This window comes from Burkholderia sp. 22PA0099 (assembly GCF_047497165.1).
GTDB lineage: Bacteria > Pseudomonadota > Gammaproteobacteria > Burkholderiales > Burkholderiaceae > Burkholderia.
Genome location: NZ_CP163165.1, coordinates 1,094,663 through 1,110,821, shown reverse-complemented (window position 1 = coordinate 1,110,821; position 16,159 = coordinate 1,094,663). Strand labels below are relative to the sequence as shown.

General features: G+C 67.3%; 11 protein-coding genes. 6 read left to right on the top strand and 5 right to left on the bottom strand.

The annotated features are described in order from the left end of the window. Positions 1–171 precede the first annotated feature (171 nt). From ppc to AB4851_RS20260, 4 genes are all read left to right on the top strand, one after another. The gene (gene ppc, locus AB4851_RS20275) at positions 172–3,486 is read left to right on the top strand and encodes a phosphoenolpyruvate carboxylase (RefSeq protein WP_414451214.1); all 3,315 of its coding nucleotides are present in this window, start codon (positions 172–174) and stop codon (positions 3,484–3,486) included. Positions 3,487–3,817: 331 nt separating this feature from the next. After that, positions 3,818–4,681 carry a helix-turn-helix transcriptional regulator gene (locus AB4851_RS20270; RefSeq protein WP_414451213.1) on the top strand — a complete coding sequence of 288 codons (864 nt, stop codon included), beginning with the start codon at positions 3,818–3,820 and terminating at the stop codon, positions 4,679–4,681. A gap of 229 nt (positions 4,682–4,910) precedes the next feature. Continuing rightward, entirely contained in the window at positions 4,911–6,317 is a 1,407-nt protein-coding gene (argH, locus tag AB4851_RS20265) for an argininosuccinate lyase (RefSeq protein WP_414451212.1), read from the top strand. A gap of 248 nt (positions 6,318–6,565) precedes the next feature. Continuing rightward, the gene (locus AB4851_RS20260) at positions 6,566–6,979 is read left to right on the top strand and encodes a DUF4902 domain-containing protein (protein ID WP_414451211.1); all 414 of its coding nucleotides are present in this window, start codon (positions 6,566–6,568) and stop codon (positions 6,977–6,979) included. Positions 6,980–7,009: 30 nt separating this feature from the next. On the opposite strand, the gene AB4851_RS20255 is transcribed toward AB4851_RS20260, so the two are convergent. The 5 genes from AB4851_RS20255 to apbC all read right to left on the bottom strand — a co-directional run bounded on the left by AB4851_RS20255 (position 7,010) and on the right by apbC (position 12,547). Then, positions 7,010–7,759, bottom strand: a complete 750-nt coding sequence (locus AB4851_RS20255) for a lysozyme inhibitor LprI family protein (protein ID WP_414451210.1) — start codon at positions 7,757–7,759, stop codon at positions 7,010–7,012. A 2-nt stretch (positions 7,760–7,761) separates the two neighbouring features. Beyond that, the gene (locus AB4851_RS20250; RefSeq protein ID WP_414442813.1) at positions 7,762–10,041 is read right to left on the bottom strand and encodes an Orn/Lys/Arg decarboxylase N-terminal domain-containing protein; all 2,280 of its coding nucleotides are present in this window, start codon (positions 10,039–10,041) and stop codon (positions 7,762–7,764) included. An 86-nt stretch (positions 10,042–10,127) separates the two neighbouring features. Continuing rightward, positions 10,128–10,697, bottom strand: coding sequence for a dCTP deaminase (gene dcd / locus AB4851_RS20245; RefSeq protein WP_414442814.1), 570 nt, complete (start codon positions 10,695–10,697; stop codon positions 10,128–10,130). Positions 10,698–10,804: 107 nt separating this feature from the next. Continuing rightward, positions 10,805–11,335 carry a superoxide dismutase family protein gene (locus AB4851_RS20240; protein ID WP_414451209.1) on the bottom strand — a complete coding sequence of 177 codons (531 nt, stop codon included), beginning with the start codon at positions 11,333–11,335 and terminating at the stop codon, positions 10,805–10,807. Between the two features lie 123 nt (positions 11,336–11,458). Continuing rightward, positions 11,459–12,547 carry an iron-sulfur cluster carrier protein ApbC gene (apbC, locus tag AB4851_RS20235; protein ID WP_414442816.1) on the bottom strand — a complete coding sequence of 363 codons (1,089 nt, stop codon included), beginning with the start codon at positions 12,545–12,547 and terminating at the stop codon, positions 11,459–11,461. A 345-nt stretch (positions 12,548–12,892) separates the two neighbouring features. Between apbC and AB4851_RS20230 the strand changes: the two genes are divergently transcribed. Both AB4851_RS20230 and metG read left to right on the top strand, forming a co-directional pair. Beyond that, a complete protein-coding gene (locus AB4851_RS20230) occupies positions 12,893–13,543 on the top strand; it encodes an OmpA family protein (protein WP_414451208.1) in 651 nt (216 codons plus the stop codon). Positions 13,544–14,001: 458 nt separating this feature from the next. Further along, positions 14,002–16,152, top strand: coding sequence for a methionine--tRNA ligase (gene metG / locus AB4851_RS20225; protein ID WP_414451207.1), 2,151 nt, complete (start codon positions 14,002–14,004; stop codon positions 16,150–16,152). Positions 16,153–16,159 lie beyond the last annotated feature (7 nt).

The window sequence follows — 16,159 nt, the reverse complement described above, 5'->3', positions numbered from 1 at the left end:
GGACAATGGTAGCACGCACGCCCGTCCCCCTTTTACGGGCGGCGCGGCGCGCGAGCACGGCCGCCCGCCGGCGGCCGACGTGATGCGCGGCGGTCCGCCGCCCGCAATCGTCAGTACCGCAGTCAGTGCCCGAAATCCCTGCTCACTCGTGCTTTCCCAAGGAAACCCATCGTGAAGTCCTCCGGATCGGCGCGCACCGCGCGCCGCAATACTGCCTCGTCCACCGCCGACACCGAAACTGCCGCCCCCGCCCGCGGCGCATCGGCCACCCAGAAAGCCACGAAGACGGTCGCCACGAAAGCCGCCAAGACCACGGCCACGACCGCCGCGACGAAGCCGGCCGCCACGAAGCCCCGGACCGCCCGCACCGCAGTCAAGCCGGATGCAAAGGCCGCCGACGCCGCAGTGAACCCGGTTGCCACGCAGCGCGCCACCGGCAAGACCGTGGCCAAGCCGGCCGCGAAAGCCGTCGACGCCGCAGTGAACCCGGTTGTCGCGCAGCGTGCCACCACCAAGACCGTGGCCAAGCCGGCAGCAAAAGCCGCCGACGTCACCGTGAAACCGGCCGCCGCACAGCGCGCCACTGCCAAGACCGCAGCCCAGGCCGCCGTCGAAAAGGCGGCAGCAGCGCCGGCTCGCGCCGCGGGCAAGACCAAAGCCGCGCCGAAAACGAACGGCCGTACGCGCGACGACAAGGATCGGCCGCTGTTCGAGGACATCCGCTATCTGGGACGCCTGCTGGGCGACGTGGTGCGCGAGCAGGAAGGCGACGCCGTGTTCGACGTGGTGGAAACGATCCGCCAGCACGCCGTGAAATTCCGCCGCGAGGACGACCGCGAGGCCGCCACCACGCTCGACCGCATGCTGCGCAAGCTCACGCCCGAGCAAACCGTCAGCGTGGTGCGCGCGTTCAGCTACTTCTCGCACCTGGCCAATATCGCCGAGGATCGCCATCACAACCGCCGCCGCCGCATCCACGCGCTGGCCGGCTCGGCGCCGCAGGCCGGCACGGTGGCGTTCGCGCTGCAATCGCTGAAGGCGGCCGGCGACGCGTCCGCCGACGTGGTCCGGCGCTTCTTCGACGAGGCGCTGATCGTGCCGGTGCTGACCGCGCACCCGACCGAAGTGCAGCGCAAGAGCATTCTCGACGCGCAGCACGACATCGCGCGCCTGCTGGCCCAGCGCGATCAGGAACTGACCGCCCGCGAGCGTTCGCACAACGAAGCGCTGCTGCGCGCCCGCGTCACGACGCTGTGGCAAACCCGCATGCTGCGCGACGCGCGCCTGACGGTCGGCGACGAAATCGACAACGCCCTCTCCTATTACCGCGCGACCTTCCTCGACGAGCTGCCGGCGCTCTACGCCGACATCGAGGAAGCGCTGGCCGAGCACGGCCTCGACGCGCGCGTGCCGGCGTTCTTCCAGATGGGCAGCTGGATCGGCGGCGATCGCGACGGCAATCCGAACGTGACGGCGGCCACGCTCGAGGAGGCGATCCATCGCCAGGGCACGGTGATCCTCGAGCATTACCTGGAACAGGTGCACAAGCTCGGCGCCGAGCTGTCGGTCTCGCACCTGCTGGTCGGCGCGAGCGACGACGTCAAGGCGCTGGCCGCCGCCTCGCCCGACCAGTCGCCGCACCGCGTCGACGAGCCGTACCGCCGCGCGCTGATCGGCATCTACACGCGCGTCGCCGCGAGCGCGCGCGTGCGCCTCGGCGAAGGCGCGGTGGCCGTGCGCAGCGCCGGCCGCGGCGCGCCGCCCGTGCGGGCCACGCCGTACCCCGATTCGGAAGCGTTCGCGCGCGACTTGCGCGTGCTGCACGAATCGCTGATCGCCCACCACGGCGCCTCGCTCGCCACGCCGCGCCTCGCGCCGCTGGTGCGGGCCGCCGAGGTGTTCGGCTTCCATCTGGCCAGCATCGACCTGCGCCAGAGCTCGGACATCCACGAAGCGGTGATCGCCGAACTGTTCGCGCGCGCCGGCGTGGAGGCCGATTACGCCGCGCTGGCCGAAGCCGACAAGCTGCGCGTGCTGCTGGCGGCCCTGGCCGACCCGCGCCCGTTGCGCATTCCGTATCTCGATTACTCGGCACTGGCGACCAGCGAACTCGGCGTGCTGGAGAAGGCGCGCGAGGTACGCGCGATGTTCGGCGCGCGCGCCGTGCGCAACTACATCATCTCGCACACCGAAACGGTGTCGGATCTGGTCGAGGTGTTGCTGCTGCAGAAGGAGACCGGCCTGCTCGACGGCACCTTCGGCACGCACGGCAACGCGAAGCACGGCCTGATGGTGATTCCGCTGTTCGAAACCATTGCCGACCTGCGCAACGCCGCGGACATCATGCGCGACTACTTCGCGCTGCCGGGCGCCGAGGCGATGGTGGCCCACCAGGGCGGCGAGCAGGAAGTCATGCTCGGCTACTCGGACAGCAACAAGGACGGCGGCTTCCTGACCTCGAACTGGGAGCTGTACCACGCCGAACTCGCGCTGGTCGAACTGTTCAGCGGGCACGACATCAAGCTGCGCCTGTTCCACGGCCGGGGCGGCACGGTCGGCCGCGGCGGCGGCCCGACCTATCAGGCGATCCTGTCGCAGCCGCCGGGCACGGTGAACGGCCAGATCCGCCTGACCGAGCAGGGCGAGGTGATCGCCAGCAAGTTCGCGAACCCGGAAATCGGCCGCCGCAACCTCGAAACGGTGGTGGCCGCCACGCTGGAGGCCTCGCTGCTGCCGCGCAACAACGCCCCGGCGCAATTGCCGGCGTTCGAGGCGGCGATGCAGACGCTGTCGGACGCCGCGATGGCCGCGTATCGCGCGCTCGTCTACGAAACCCCGGGCTTCAAGGATTACTTCTTCGCCTCCACGCCGATCAGCGAAATCGCCGAGCTGAACATCGGCAGCCGCCCGGCCTCGCGCAAGCTGCAGGACCCGAAGAACCGCAAGATCGAGGACCTGCGCGCGATTCCGTGGGGCTTCTCGTGGGGCCAGTGCCGCCTGCTGCTGACGGGCTGGTACGGCTTCGGCAGCGCGTTCGCCGCCTATCTGGACGGCGCCGCGAACGAGGCCGAGCGCGCCAAGCGCCTCGCGCTGCTGCAGAAGATGAACAAGACCTGGCCGTTCTTCTCGCACCTGCTGTCGAACATGGACATGGTGCTGGCCAAGACCGACCTGGCCGTGGCCTCGCGCTACGCCGAGCTGGTGGCGGACCGCAAGCTGCGCAAGCAGGTGTTCGGGCGGATCGTGGCCGAATGGGAACGCACGGCGGCGGCGCTGGCCCAGATCACCGGGCACGAAGCGCGGCTCGCGGCCAATCCGCTGCTGGCGCGCTCGATCCAGAACCGTTTCCCGTACCTCGACCCGCTCAACCACCTGCAGGTCGAACTGCTCAAGCGCCACCGCGCCGGCGACACCAACGCTCGCGTGCGCCGCGGGATTCATCTGAGCATCAACGGGATCGCGGCCGGCCTGCGCAATACCGGCTAAGCCGATCCGGGCGTGCAGTGGTTCGCACGCCCGGGTTTCGGCCCCGGCCCGCCACGGCGCGGACATCGGCAACGGTGTTCGCGCCGTGTTTCTTTGCGGCGCCGGTTGCCGCCCCGCTTGCAGCCCGCTCGCAGCCCGCTCGCAGCCCCGCTTGCAGCCCCGGTTGCAGCCCGTTCGCAGCCCCGGTCGCGGCATCGCACCCGGCGACCCGCTACAATGGCGCTCGCACGGGTACCAGTACCAGGGCCGGCACTATCCCGGTATCGACAGCACCCGCTTCCGTCGCTTTCCAAGTTTTCGAGTTTCCGATCCCCCGCCGCATCGCGATCCGATGAGTCCGTCCCGTTCCGCCCCGCCCCCGCTCGACGCCACGCCCGCCCGCGCGCTCGGCGATTTCATCCGCGCCCACCGCGAGCGCCTCACGCCCGAAGCCGTCGGCCTGCCGCCCGGCCCGCGCCGCCGCACGCCGGGCCTGCGCCGCGAGGAAGTCGCGCAGCTCTGCGGCGTCAGCCCGACCTGGTACACCTGGATCGAGCAAGGCCGGCAGGTGTCGGCCTCCGCTGAAGCGCTGGCGCGTATCGCCGTGGCGCTGCGCCTGTCGCGCGCCGAACGCGCCTACCTGTTCGAACTGGCCGCCCAGCGCGATCCGGCCGAGCCGGAGCTGGCCACCGCCGATGTGCCCGACACCCTGGTGGCAGCCGTCCGGCTGGTCGCCGCGCCGGCCTACGTGCTCGATCGCCAATGGAACGCACTGGCCTGGAACGAGCCGGCCACCGCGCTGTTTACGGGCTGGCTCGACCAGCCGGGCGACCTTGGCAACGGCGGCGAACAGGATCGCAACCTGCTGCGCTTCACGTTCATGTCGCCGGCCGCACGTACGCTGATCGTCGATTGGGATACGCGCGCGCGCCGGCTGGTGGCCGAATTCCGCGCCGATTCGATCCGGCACCTGAACGACGCGCCCACCCGCACGCTGATCGATTCGCTGGTGGCCGGCAGCGAGGCATTCGCGCACTACTGGGCCTCGCAGGACGTGGTCGAGCGCGAGGGCGGCGAGCGTGCGTTCGACCATCCGCGCGACGGCCGCGTCGTCTATCAGCAGACCACGCTGAAGCCCGCCCATCGTGAAGATCTGAAATTCGTGATGCTGATTCCCGGCACGCCGTCGGCCACCGTGGTGACGCCCACGCCGTAAGCAACGGCACCCGCCATCGTCCCGGTACGCCGCGCCAGCCACCGTGGCGCCGCCCACGCCGTGAGCAACGGCAGCGCCATCGACCACCGTGGTGCTGCGCGCGCCGTAGGCAACCACACCCGCCACCACGGCGCCGACCGCCCGCTGCGGGCCGGCCCGCGCACCGTCGAATGCTAGAATCCGCATCTGCTCTGCGGCTCGCGCCGCTCCACTCTCCTTACGAATCGCCATGACGTCCCAATTGCACAAAAAGGGCGAGGCCTGGTCGGCCCGCTTCTCGGAACCGATGTCGGAGCTGGTCAAGCGCTACACGTCGTCGGTGTTCTTCGACAAGCGCCTGGCCCTCGTCGACATCGCCGGCTCGCTCGCGCACGCGAAGATGCTCGCCGCGCAGAAGATCATCCACGCCGACGACTTCGCCGCGATCGAGCGCGGCATGACGCAGATCCAGGGCGAAATCGAGCGTGGCGAATTCGAATGGCAGCTCGACCTCGAAGACGTCCACCTCAACATCGAAGCGCGCCTGACCGCGCTGATCGGCGACGCCGGCAAGCGCCTGCACACGGGCCGTTCGCGCAACGACCAGGTGGCCACCGACATCCGCCTGTGGCTGCGCGGCGAAATCGACCGCATCGGCGGCCTGCTGACCGACCTGCGCGGCGCCCTGCTCGACCTCGCCGAACAACACGCCGCCACGATCATGCCGGGCTTCACGCACCTGCAGGTCGCGCAGCCGGTCACGTTCGGCCATCACCTGCTCGCCTACGTGGAAATGTTCACGCGCGACGCCGGCCGCATGCGCGACTGCCGCGCCCGCGTGAACCGCCTGCCGCTGGGCGCCGCCGCGCTGGCCGGCACCAGCTACCCGATCGATCGTCACGCCGTGGCCGCCACGCTCGGCTTCGACGGCATCTGCACGAACTCGCTCGACGCCGTGTCGGATCGCGATTTCGCGATCGAATTCACGGCCGCGGCCGCGCTCGTCATGACGCACGTCTCGCGCTTCTCGGAAGAACTCGTGCTGTGGATGAGCCCGCGCGTCGGCTTCATCGACATCGCCGACCGCTTCTGCACCGGCTCGTCGATCATGCCGCAGAAGAAGAACCCGGACGTGCCCGAGCTCGCGCGCGGCAAGACCGGCCGCGTGAACGGCCACCTGATGGCGCTGCTGACGCTGATGAAGGGCCAGCCGCTCGCGTACAACAAGGACAACCAGGAAGACAAGGAACCGCTGTTCGACACGGTCGATACCGTTGCCGACACGCTGCGGATCTTCGCCGAAATGGTGGCCGGCATCACGGTCAAGGCCGAGGCGATGCGCGCCGCCGCACTGCAGGGCTTCTCGACCGCCACCGATCTCGCCGACTACCTCGTCAAGCGCGGCCTGCCGTTCCGCGACGCGCACGAAGCCGTCGCGCACGCCGTGAAGATCTGCGACGACCGCGGCATCGACCTGGCCGACCTGACGCTCGAACAGATGAAGCAGGATCTGCCGAACGTCGCGCATCTGCTCGGCGACGACGTGTTTGGCTACCTGACCCTCGAAGGCTCGGTGGCAAGCCGCAATCACCCGGGGGGCACCGCGCCCGACCAGGTGCGCGCGGCCATCGCCGCGGCGCGCGCCGCGCTCGCCTGACCGGAACGTCACGCGCCGGTTTCGACCCCACGTTCTGCGGAACGTGGGGTTTTGTTTTTTTCGCCGGCGTTCTGTAAGAGGCATAACGGCAACGCCCTCATCAATTGCGAACGCAATTGATTACGCAAAAACCCTCTCCTGCCAGAACTGACAGTTATTGCCCGCGCGCCGATGTGTTTACATGGTCGCGAATTTAGTTGGCAATCCAAATCATCCTTATCGGAAAATCGACGAACCTTATATCGAATATGCACGTCATCTCGCAGAACCGCATGCCGAACGACGGCTATGTCCGGCTTCCCCGGCATCAATTGCGGGTGCTCAGCTTCGCGCACCGCGCGACCGAACTCGACCGCAGCCTGCTCGACGAACTGAACGTCGGCAACATCATGGCGCGCTGCGCCGGCATCACGGAATGGGAATGCCGCAGCGACACCTGCCGCTACATCACGGTGGGCTGGGACTGGTTCGTCGACGAATGCGGGCGCACCGCGCTAGCCGACGACGACGTGCGCAGCAACGTGATGCTGCTCGATGAAACGGGTCGCGATCTCGGCATGCGCCAGACCGCCAGCGCGTTCCGCGACGTGATCGAGCGGCTCGACTGGCAACGCGTGGTGGGGGAATTCGCCGCCGACAGCGCGGTGGGGCGCCCGGGCTGAAGCGAAAGCAGGCGCATGACGCGCCCGCCGTCACTTGTTGTTGACCGTCTCGGACAGACGCTTGAGCGTGGCCACGCGCGCGCCGATCAGATCGACGCGCTGCTGCTCGCTGATCATCGGCGTGGTGCCGTCACGGAAGCTGACCCAGGCGCGCTGCGCCCGCACCAGCACCGGCCGGCCGCGCGCCGGCATGCGCTTTTGCAGCTTCACGTAATAGCGGTTCAGGTCGAACAGCGCGTGCTCGCAGGCGGCATCGTCCGAACAGGCGCGCACGCGATGCACGGCGTCGGCGCCGCCGTTCGGCTTGCTGTAGCGATCGGCCGCGTCGCGCAGCGACAGCGCGCGATCGCGCACCGGCTGGATGCGCATGTCGGCGCTGGCCAGCGCATACATCGTGCCGGAGGTGGTGGCGTACACCGCCTGCGTCAGCAGCGTCTCGTCATTGCGCCACAGCAGCCAGCGCCGCTGGCTTTCCTGCCAGCCCCGCCTGGCGCTGGCCGGCTCCACCGTGCCCAATTGCTTGAACGCGTCGTCCACGGCACTCAGCCACTGCGCGCGGGCCTCGTCCATGCACTGGATCTGGCCGACCGTCGAGGAACGGTCGCGCCGTGCCAGACACTGGCGCATCGCGACATCGATCGGATCGGCGGCCGCCACCTCGGCATGCGCCGGCACCGGCGCCGCCGCGCCGAACCAGCCGGCCACGACCAGCGCCGCCGCGGCCACCGCCCGCGCACGCAGCGCGCGGCGGCCCGGACTGAAGATCGCGAAGCCGCTCATCGTCAGTCGCGCACGCAATCGACGTAGTACTCGACGCGCCCGTTCACTTCCTCGGCCACCAGCCCGTGCACATCGGTATGGAAGCCCGGGAAGCGCTCGTTGAAGTCGCGCGCGAACCGCAGGTAGCTGACGATGGTCGCGTTGAAGCGCTCGCCCGGGATCAGCAGCGGAATGCCCGGCGGGTACGGCGTCAGCAGGATGCTGGTCACGCGGCCTTCGAGTTCGTCGAGCGGCACGCGGTCGATCTCGCGGTGCGCGAGCTTGGCGAACGCGTCGGACGCCTTCATCGCCGGCTCCATGTCCGACAGGTACATCTCGGTCGTCAGGCGGGCGATGTCGTTGGCGCGGTACACGTCGTGGATCTGCGCGCACAGATCGCGCAGGCCCACGCGCTCGTAGATCGGATACTGCGCGACGAATTCCGGCAGCACGCGCCACAGCGGCTGGTTGTTGTCGTAATCGTCCTTGAACTGCTGCAGCTCGGTCACCATCGAGTTCCAGCGGCCCTTCGTGATGCCGATCGTGAACATGATGAAGAACGAGTACAGGCCGGTTTTCTCGACGATGATGCCGTGCTCGGCCAGATACTTCGTGACGATCGCGGCCGGGATGCCCGTTTCGCCGAATTCGCCATCCACGTCGAGCCCCGGCGTGATGATCGTCGCCTTGATCGGGTCGAGCATGTTGAAGCCTTCGGCCAGATTGCCGAAGCCGTGCCAGCGATCGTTCGGGCGCAGGATCCAGTCCTCGCGCGAGCCGATGCCTTCGTCCGGCAGCGTGTCCGGGCCCCACACCGAGAAGAACCAGTCGTCGCCGTATTCGGCGTCGACCTTGCGCATCGCGCGGCGGAAATCGATCGCCTCGGCGATCGATTCCTCGACCAACGCCGGGCCGCCGGGCGCCTCCATCATCGCGGCCGCGACGTCGCACGAGGCGATGATCGCGTACTGCGGGCTGGTGGAGGTGTGCATCAGGTAAGCCTCGTTGAAGCGATGCTTGTCGAACGTGCGGTTCTCCGAATCCTGCACGACGATCTGCGAGGCCTGCGAGATGCCGGCCAGCAGCTTGTGCGTGGAGTGCGTCGCGAACACCAGCGAACCGGTGCGCGGGCGGCCCGCGCCGATCGCGTGCATGTCCTGGTAGAACTCGTGGAATTCGGCGTGCGGCAGCCACGCTTCGTCGAAGTGCAGCGTGTCGAGCAGGTCGCCGAGCAGATCCTTGATCTGCTCGACGTTGTAGATCACGCCGTCGTACGTGCTCTGCGTGATCGTCAGGATGCGCGGCTTCGCGTTCGGGTTCTTCTTCAGCGCCTCGCGCGCGAACGGGTTCGCCTCGATCTTCTTGCGGATGTTTTCCGGCTTGAATTCGTCGCGCGGAATCGGGCCGATGATGCCGAAGTGATTGCGCGTGGGCGTCAGGAACACGGGAATCGCGTGCGTCATGGTGATCGCATGCAGGATCGACTTGTGACAGTTGCGGTCGACCAGCACGATGTCGCCCGGCGCCACGGTGGCGTGCCAGACGATCTTGTTCGAGGTGGACGTGCCGTTGGTCACGAAGAACAGGTGGTCGGCGCTGAAGATGCGCGCGGCGTTGCGCTCGGACGCGGCCACCGGCCCGGTGTGGTCGAGCAGCTGGCCGAGTTCGTCCACGGCGTTGCACACGTCGGCGCGCAGCATGTTCTCGCCGAAGAACTGGTGGAACATCTGGCCGAGCGGGTTCTTCAGGAACGCCACGCCGCCCGAGTGCCCCGGGCAGTGCCACGAGTACGAACCTTCGTCGGCGTACTTGACCAGTTCCTTGAAGAACGGCGGCGCCAGCGAATCGAGGTACACCTTGGTTTCGCGGATGATGTGCCGCGCGACGAACTCGGGGGTGTCCTCGAACATGTGGATGAAGCCGTGCAGCTCGCGCAGCACGTCGTTCGGGATATGGCGCGAGGTGCGCGTCTCGCCGTACAGGAAGATGGGAATGTCGGCATTGCGGCGGCGCACTTCGGTCACGAACGCGCGCAGCTCGATGATCGCCGTGGCCAGTTCGGGCAGCTCGCCGTCCGGGCCGGTTTCGCCGAGCATCAGCTCGTCGTCGTCGATCGACAGGATGAAGCACGACGCCCGGCTCGACTGTTGCGCGAACGACGTCAGATCGCCGTAGCTCGTCAGACCGTTGACCTCGACGCCCTCTTTTTCGAGCGCTTCGGCCAATGCGCGAATGCCGGAGCCCGAAATGTTCTCGGAGCGGAAGTCTTCATCGATGATGACGACGGGGAAGCGAAACTTCATGGGCGAATCTCCAAAAAGAACGACCGCGGCGCGTCAAGCGCAGCGGTCACCCGGTAACCGGTTGGCAAAACGTGTATCCAACCAGATCAGGTTTTCGGCAGCGTGACACCACGCTGGCCCTGGTATTTGCCGCCGCGATCGGCGTAGGACACTTCGCACACTTCGTCGCTCTCGAAGAACAGCACCTGCGCGACGCCTTCGTTCGCGTAGATCTTCGCCGGCAGCGGCGTGGTGTTCGAGAATTCGAGCGTCACGTAGCCTTCCCATTCGGGCTCGAACGGCGTGACGTTGACGATGATGCCGCAACGCGCGTAGGTCGACTTGCCGAGGCAGACGGTCAGCACCGTGCGCGGAATGCGGAAATATTCGACGGTGCGGGCCAGCGCGAACGAGTTCGGCGGGATGATGCACACATCGCCCTTGAAGTCGACGAACGAGCCTTCGTCGAAGTTCTTCGGGTCGACGATGGTCGAATTGATGTTGGTGAAGATCTTGAATTCGTCCGCGCAGCGGATGTCGTAGCCGTAGCTCGAGGTGCCGTAGCTGACGATCCTGCGGCCGTCCTCGGACTCGCGCACCTGACCGGGCACGAACGGCTCGATCATCTTGTGTTGTTCGGCCATGCGCCGAATCCACTTGTCGGACTTGATGCTCATAAGAAGGCGCCAGATAAGGCTACAGATCGGGGTCGCGCCACCGGGCATGCCCGGTGGCAAGGAAAGGCGCACATTTTACGCGATCACGGCCGGCGCGCGAGCTTGCGTCACGGCCTGACGACGCCGCACGCCAGGCCGGGGCCGGCGCCGTGCTGCGGGAAGGCGGGGTCGCCCGCGTCGCGGTGGATCAGCACCGAGCGGCCGAACACCGAGCGCACGCCGTCGAGCGCCACGTCGGGCGCGACGATGAAGCCGGCGGCGACGCCGTTGGAATCCGCGTGGATATTGCCGAGATCGCCCGCCACCCGCGCGCCGGCGCGCAGCCGGTCGGCCGAGGGCGCGAACACCGGGCCGGCGCTGGCGCCGTCCACGGCGTTGCAGTCGCCGCGGTCGTGCACCTGCAGCGCGTGATCGGTATCGGGCGGCAAGCCGACGAAGTTGTAGGACACCTGTACGCCGTCGGGGCGCTCGACGAAGGTCAGCGCGCCGCGCGTCTGGCTGCCGAACGTGGGTTGCAGCAGCGCGGTGGCGCGCTTTTCGTGGGTCGACGCGAAGGACATGCAGCCGTTCAGCACGACCATCGCGGCCAGAACGGCGAGCGCGGTGGCGCAGGCCGTCCCGTCGAATCGTTGTTTCATGCGATCCTCACGCCGGCGCACGCGCCGGATAAGCGCGCCCGCAGGCCTGAAAAAAGGGGACCAGGGGAAAGTCGCCATCATACCCCGGGTTCCGGCGCGTGAAACAGCAGGAAGGACAGGGTTTTACGTATTCTGAACCACGATCGACGGGAATTTCGACGTCATGTCCTTCGAACGCTCCGCGATCGCGATCGCCACCTTGCGCGCGATCTCGCGATAACGCGCCGCCACGGCCGAATCGGGCGCGGCCACCACGGTGGGCGTGCCGCTGTCGGCCTGCTGGCGGATCGCGATGTCGAGCGGCAGGCTGCCGAGCACCGGCGCGCCGTATTCGGTCGCCATCTGTGCCGCGCCGCCCGAGCCGAAGATGTGCTCTTCGTGGCCGCAGTTCGAGCACACGTGGATGCTCATGTTCTCGACCAGCCCGAGGATCGGGATGCCGACCTTCTCGAACATCTTCAAGCCCTTCTTGGCGTCGAGCAACGCGATGTCCTGCGGCGTGGTGACGATCACCGCGCCCGTCACCGGCACGCGCTGGGCCAGCGTCAACTGGATGTCGCCGGTGCCCGGCGGCATGTCGACGATCAGGTAATCGAGGTCGCGCCAGTTGGTCTGTCGCAGCAATTGTTCCAGCGCCGAGGTGGCCATCGGGCCGCGCCAGACCATCGGGTTGTCCTCGTCGATCAGGAAGCCGATCGAGTTGGCCTGCAGGCCGTGGCCCATCATCGGGTTCATCGACTGGTTGTCGGGCGACTCGGGGCGGCCCTGCACGCCGAGCATGGTCGGCAGCGACGGGCCGTAGATGTCCGCATCGAGGATGCCGACCGTGGCGCCTTCCTGGGCCAGCGCGAGCGCCAGGTTGACGGCGGTGGTGCTCTTGCCCACGCCGCCCTTGCCCGAGGCCACCGCGACGATGTTCTTGACGTTCGGCAGCAACTTCACGCCGCGCTGCACAGTGTGCGTCACGATGTCCTGCTCGACCGCCACGCGCGCCGCGCGCACGCCCGGCACCCGAGCCAGCGCCTCGGCCATGCACTGGCGCACCGCCTCGTGCTGGCTGCGCGCCGGATAGCCGAGCACCACCGTCAGCGTGACGGTGTCGCCATCGATCGCGACGTCGCGAATACCCTTGCCCGCCGCGTAGGGGCGGTTCGTGTTGGGATCGACGAGCGCCGCGAGCGCGGCGTCGACAGTGGCCCGTTCAATACTCATCGAAACTCCGTGGAATCGTGGTTCGCCATGCCGCGCGAGGCGTGCCGCGCAGCCGGCGATGCTGCCTTCGCAACGCCGTCAATCCTCCGACGAGAGCGCGGCAGGCAAGAAAAGTGAAAGAATTTATTGCACGTCATTGCGCGAAAACGGCGGGGGCGCAATGATCGCCAGCGGTGCACCTCGGGGCCACATCGGCCCCGCAACGCCTATATTGTAGAGGCTGGACGCTGCTTCGTCCGAACAGCCTTGGTCTCGAACGGGGCATGCAGCCTGCCGGCGGCGTCTCGTTGCCGAGGCGTCGCACCGCGTAGTGACCGACTCGTTCAATTCAGAGAGGAACTCGACATGAATACCAAAATCGCGACGCGCTTGTCCGTCTTCGCTCTTGCCGGCGCGCTGCTCGCCGGTTGCGCCTCCCCGCAGGGCAACAACACCGCGGTCGGCACCGGTGCCGGCGCCGCGCTCGGCGCCGGCATCGGCGCGCTGGCGGGCGGCGGCAAGGGCGCGGCGATCGGCGCCGGCATCGGCGCGCTGGCAGGCGGCGTGACCGGCTACAACTGGCAGGCGATCAAGAACCGCATCGCCCCGTCGGCGCAACGCACCGGCACGCAAGTGACGGAACAGCCGGACGGCTCGCTGAAGCTGAACGTGCCGAGCTCGGTGACGTTCGCAACCGATCAATACGCGATCACGCCGGCCTTCGCGCCGCTGCTCAACGATCTGTCTTCCTCGCTGAACCAGAACCCGCAGATCACCGCGGCGGTGGTGGGCTACACCGACAGCACCGGCTCGGCCGCGCATAACCAGACGCTGTCGCAGAACCGCGCGCAAAGCGTCGTGACGGCGATGGTGCAGCGCGGCGTCAACGGTGGCCGCCTGTCGGCCCAAGGCATGGGTGCCTCGAACCCGGTGGCCGACAACGCCACCGAAGCCGGCCGCGCCCAGAACCGCCGCGTCGAAATCTACCTGCGCGCGCCGCAGCAACCGCAACAGTAACGACACGCGAGGCATACCGGGCAAGGACTTTGGGCTAATCGGCGCAGATTCGAAGAAATTTCGAACTTATTGATTTTGCCTTGGTCTTTCCTTACGGTACGCGTCTGTTGCATTGCAGATGCGTCACCATTCTCCTCTTGTCGTTGTTGCTCCGGGGCACCAGTCGCCCCGGTTTTTTTTGCCTGAAATTCGGCTGCTGCCCTGCAACAATTTCCGCGTCGTGCGCATACGGAAAGCCATTCGAAAGACTGTTGCGGCGATGTCCGCGCGATGCACGAATTCAACCGATTTCGGTTTGAATCGCACCGAATCCAGCGAAAAATCCACGACACGATGGCGGCAGCACCGTTCGGGCCGCCCGCGCCACGATCGATTGTGTCGTGCCTGCTAGAATCGCAGGTTCCAACGCGTTTCCCCCCGTACCATGCCGCGCTCGCCGCGGCTTTCCTGACGACCCTATGTCCGCATCCGATCTCAATACCGTGCCGGCCGGCGCTCCCGCGAGCCGCCGCCAGATCCTCGTCACGTCCGCCCTGCCCTACGCCAACGGGCAAATCCACATCGGCCATCTGGTGGAGTACATCCAGACGGACATCTGGGTGCGGACGATGCGAATGCACGGTCACGAGATCTATTACATCGGCGCCGACGACACGCACGGCACGCCGGTCATGCTGCGCGCCGAACAGGAAGGCCTGACGCCGAGGCAGCTGATCGAGCGCGTCTGGGGCGAGCACAAGCGCGATTTCGACAGCTTCGGCGTGTCGTTCGACAATTTCTATTCGACCGATTCCGAGGAAAACCGCGTCCTCAGCGAGAACATCTACCTGGCGCTGAAGCAGGCCGGGCTGATCGCCGAGCGCGACATCGAGCAGGCCTACGATCCGGTCAAGGAAATGTTCCTGCCCGACCGCTTCATCAAGGGCGAGTGCCCGAAGTGCCACGCCAAGGATCAATACGGCGACAACTGCGAAGTGTGCGGCTCGACCTACCTGCCGACCGACCTGCTGAATCCGTACTCGGTCGTGTCGGGCGCCAAGCCGATCCGCAAGACTTCCACGCACCACTTCTTCAAGCTGTCCGACCCGCGCTGCGAATCGTTCCTGCGCGGCTGGGTGGGCGGCCTCGCGCAGCCCGAAGCCACCAACAAGATGCGCGAATGGCTCGGCGACGACGGCGAAGCCAAGCTCGCCGACTGGGACATCTCGCGCGACGCGCCCTACTTCGGCTTCGAGATCCCCGGCGCGCCGGGCAAGTATTTCTACGTCTGGCTCGATGCGCCGGTGGGCTACTACGCGAGCTTCAAGAACCTGGCCGACAAGCTCGGCCTCGATTTCGACGCGTGGACGCGCCCCGGTTCGAACGCCGAGCAGTATCACTTCATCGGCAAGGACATCCTCTACTTCCACACGCTGTTCTGGCCGGCGATGCTCGAGTTCTCGGGCCATCGCACGCCGACCAACGTGTTCGCGCACGGCTTCCTGACCGTCGACGGCGCGAAGATGTCGAAGTCGCGCGGCACCTTCATCACGGCCAAGAGCGTGATCGACACCGGCCTGAACCCGGAATGGCTGCGCTACTACTTCGCCGCGAAGCTGAACGCGACGATGGAAGACATCGACCTGAACCTCGACGATTTCCAGGCGCGCGTAAACAGCGACCTGGTCGGCAAGTACGTGAACATCGCGAGCCGGGCGGCGAACTTCCTGTTCAAGCGCTTCGGCGGCCGCGTGCAGGACAGCGCGATGAACCACCCGCTGATCGCCTCGCTGCGCGACGCCATCCCGCAGATCGCCGCGCACTACGAAGCGCGCGAATACGGCCGCGCGCTGCGCCAGACGATGGAGCTGGCCGACGCGGTGAACGTCTACGTGGATACCGCCAAGCCGTGGGAGCAGGCCAAGGACCCGGCCAACGCCGTGGCGCTGCATGAAACCTGCAGCGTGAGCCTCGAATCGTTCCGCCTGCTGTCGCTCGCGCTGAAGCCGGTGCTGCCGAAGCTGGTGGAATCGGTCGAACGCTTCCTCGGCATCGCGCCGCTGACCTGGGCCGATGCGGCCACGCCGCTGTCGTCCACGCAACCGGTCAATGCGTATCAGCACCTGACCAGCCGCGTCGATCCGAAGCAGATCGAGGCGCTGCTGGCCGCCAACCGCAGCTCGCTCGCCCCGGCGGGCGAAGCCGGCGCGGCCGCCACGGCCACCGCCAAGGACGGCAAGGACGCGAAGAAGAAGCCCGCCAAGGAAGCCGCCGCGCCGGCCGGCGACGGCATCATCTCGATCGACGATTTCACGAAGATCGACCTGCGCATCGCGAAGATCGTCGCGTGTCAGGCCGTGGAAGGCTCGGACAAGCTGCTGCAGCTTACGCTCGACGTCGGCGAGGAAAAAACCCGCAACGTGTTCTCGGGCATCAAGTCGGCCTACAAGCCGGAGGATCTGGTCGGCAAGCTGACGGTGATGGTCGCGAACCTCGCACCGCGCAAGATGAAGTTCGGCATGTCGGAAGGGATGGTGCTGGCGGCTTCGTCGAAGGACGAGAACGCCGAACCGGGCCTGTATATTCTCGAGCCGCACAGCGGCGCGAAGCCGGGCATGCGCGTGAGCTGACGCCCGG

Coding starts and splice junctions, on each gene's coding strand:
- AB4851_RS20270 (WP_414451213.1), top strand. CDS start 3,818: ATGAGTCCGTCCCGTTCCGCCCCGCCCCCGCTCGACGCCACGCCCGCC.
- argH (WP_414451212.1), top strand. CDS start 4,911: ATGACGTCCCAATTGCACAAAAAGGGCGAGGCCTGGTCGGCCCGCTTC.
- AB4851_RS20260 (WP_414451211.1), top strand. CDS start 6,566: ATGCACGTCATCTCGCAGAACCGCATGCCGAACGACGGCTATGTCCGG.
- AB4851_RS20255 (WP_414451210.1), bottom strand. CDS start 7,759: ATGAGCGGCTTCGCGATCTTCAGTCCGGGCCGCCGCGCGCTGCGTGCG.
- AB4851_RS20250 (WP_414442813.1), bottom strand. CDS start 10,041: ATGAAGTTTCGCTTCCCCGTCGTCATCATCGATGAAGACTTCCGCTCC.
- dcd (WP_414442814.1), bottom strand. CDS start 10,697: ATGAGCATCAAGTCCGACAAGTGGATTCGGCGCATGGCCGAACAACAC.
- AB4851_RS20240 (WP_414451209.1), bottom strand. CDS start 11,335: ATGAAACAACGATTCGACGGGACGGCCTGCGCCACCGCGCTCGCCGTT.
- apbC (WP_414442816.1), bottom strand. CDS start 12,547: ATGAGTATTGAACGGGCCACTGTCGACGCCGCGCTCGCGGCGCTCGTC.
- AB4851_RS20230 (WP_414451208.1), top strand. CDS start 12,893: ATGAATACCAAAATCGCGACGCGCTTGTCCGTCTTCGCTCTTGCCGGC.
- metG (WP_414451207.1), top strand. CDS start 14,002: ATGTCCGCATCCGATCTCAATACCGTGCCGGCCGGCGCTCCCGCGAGC.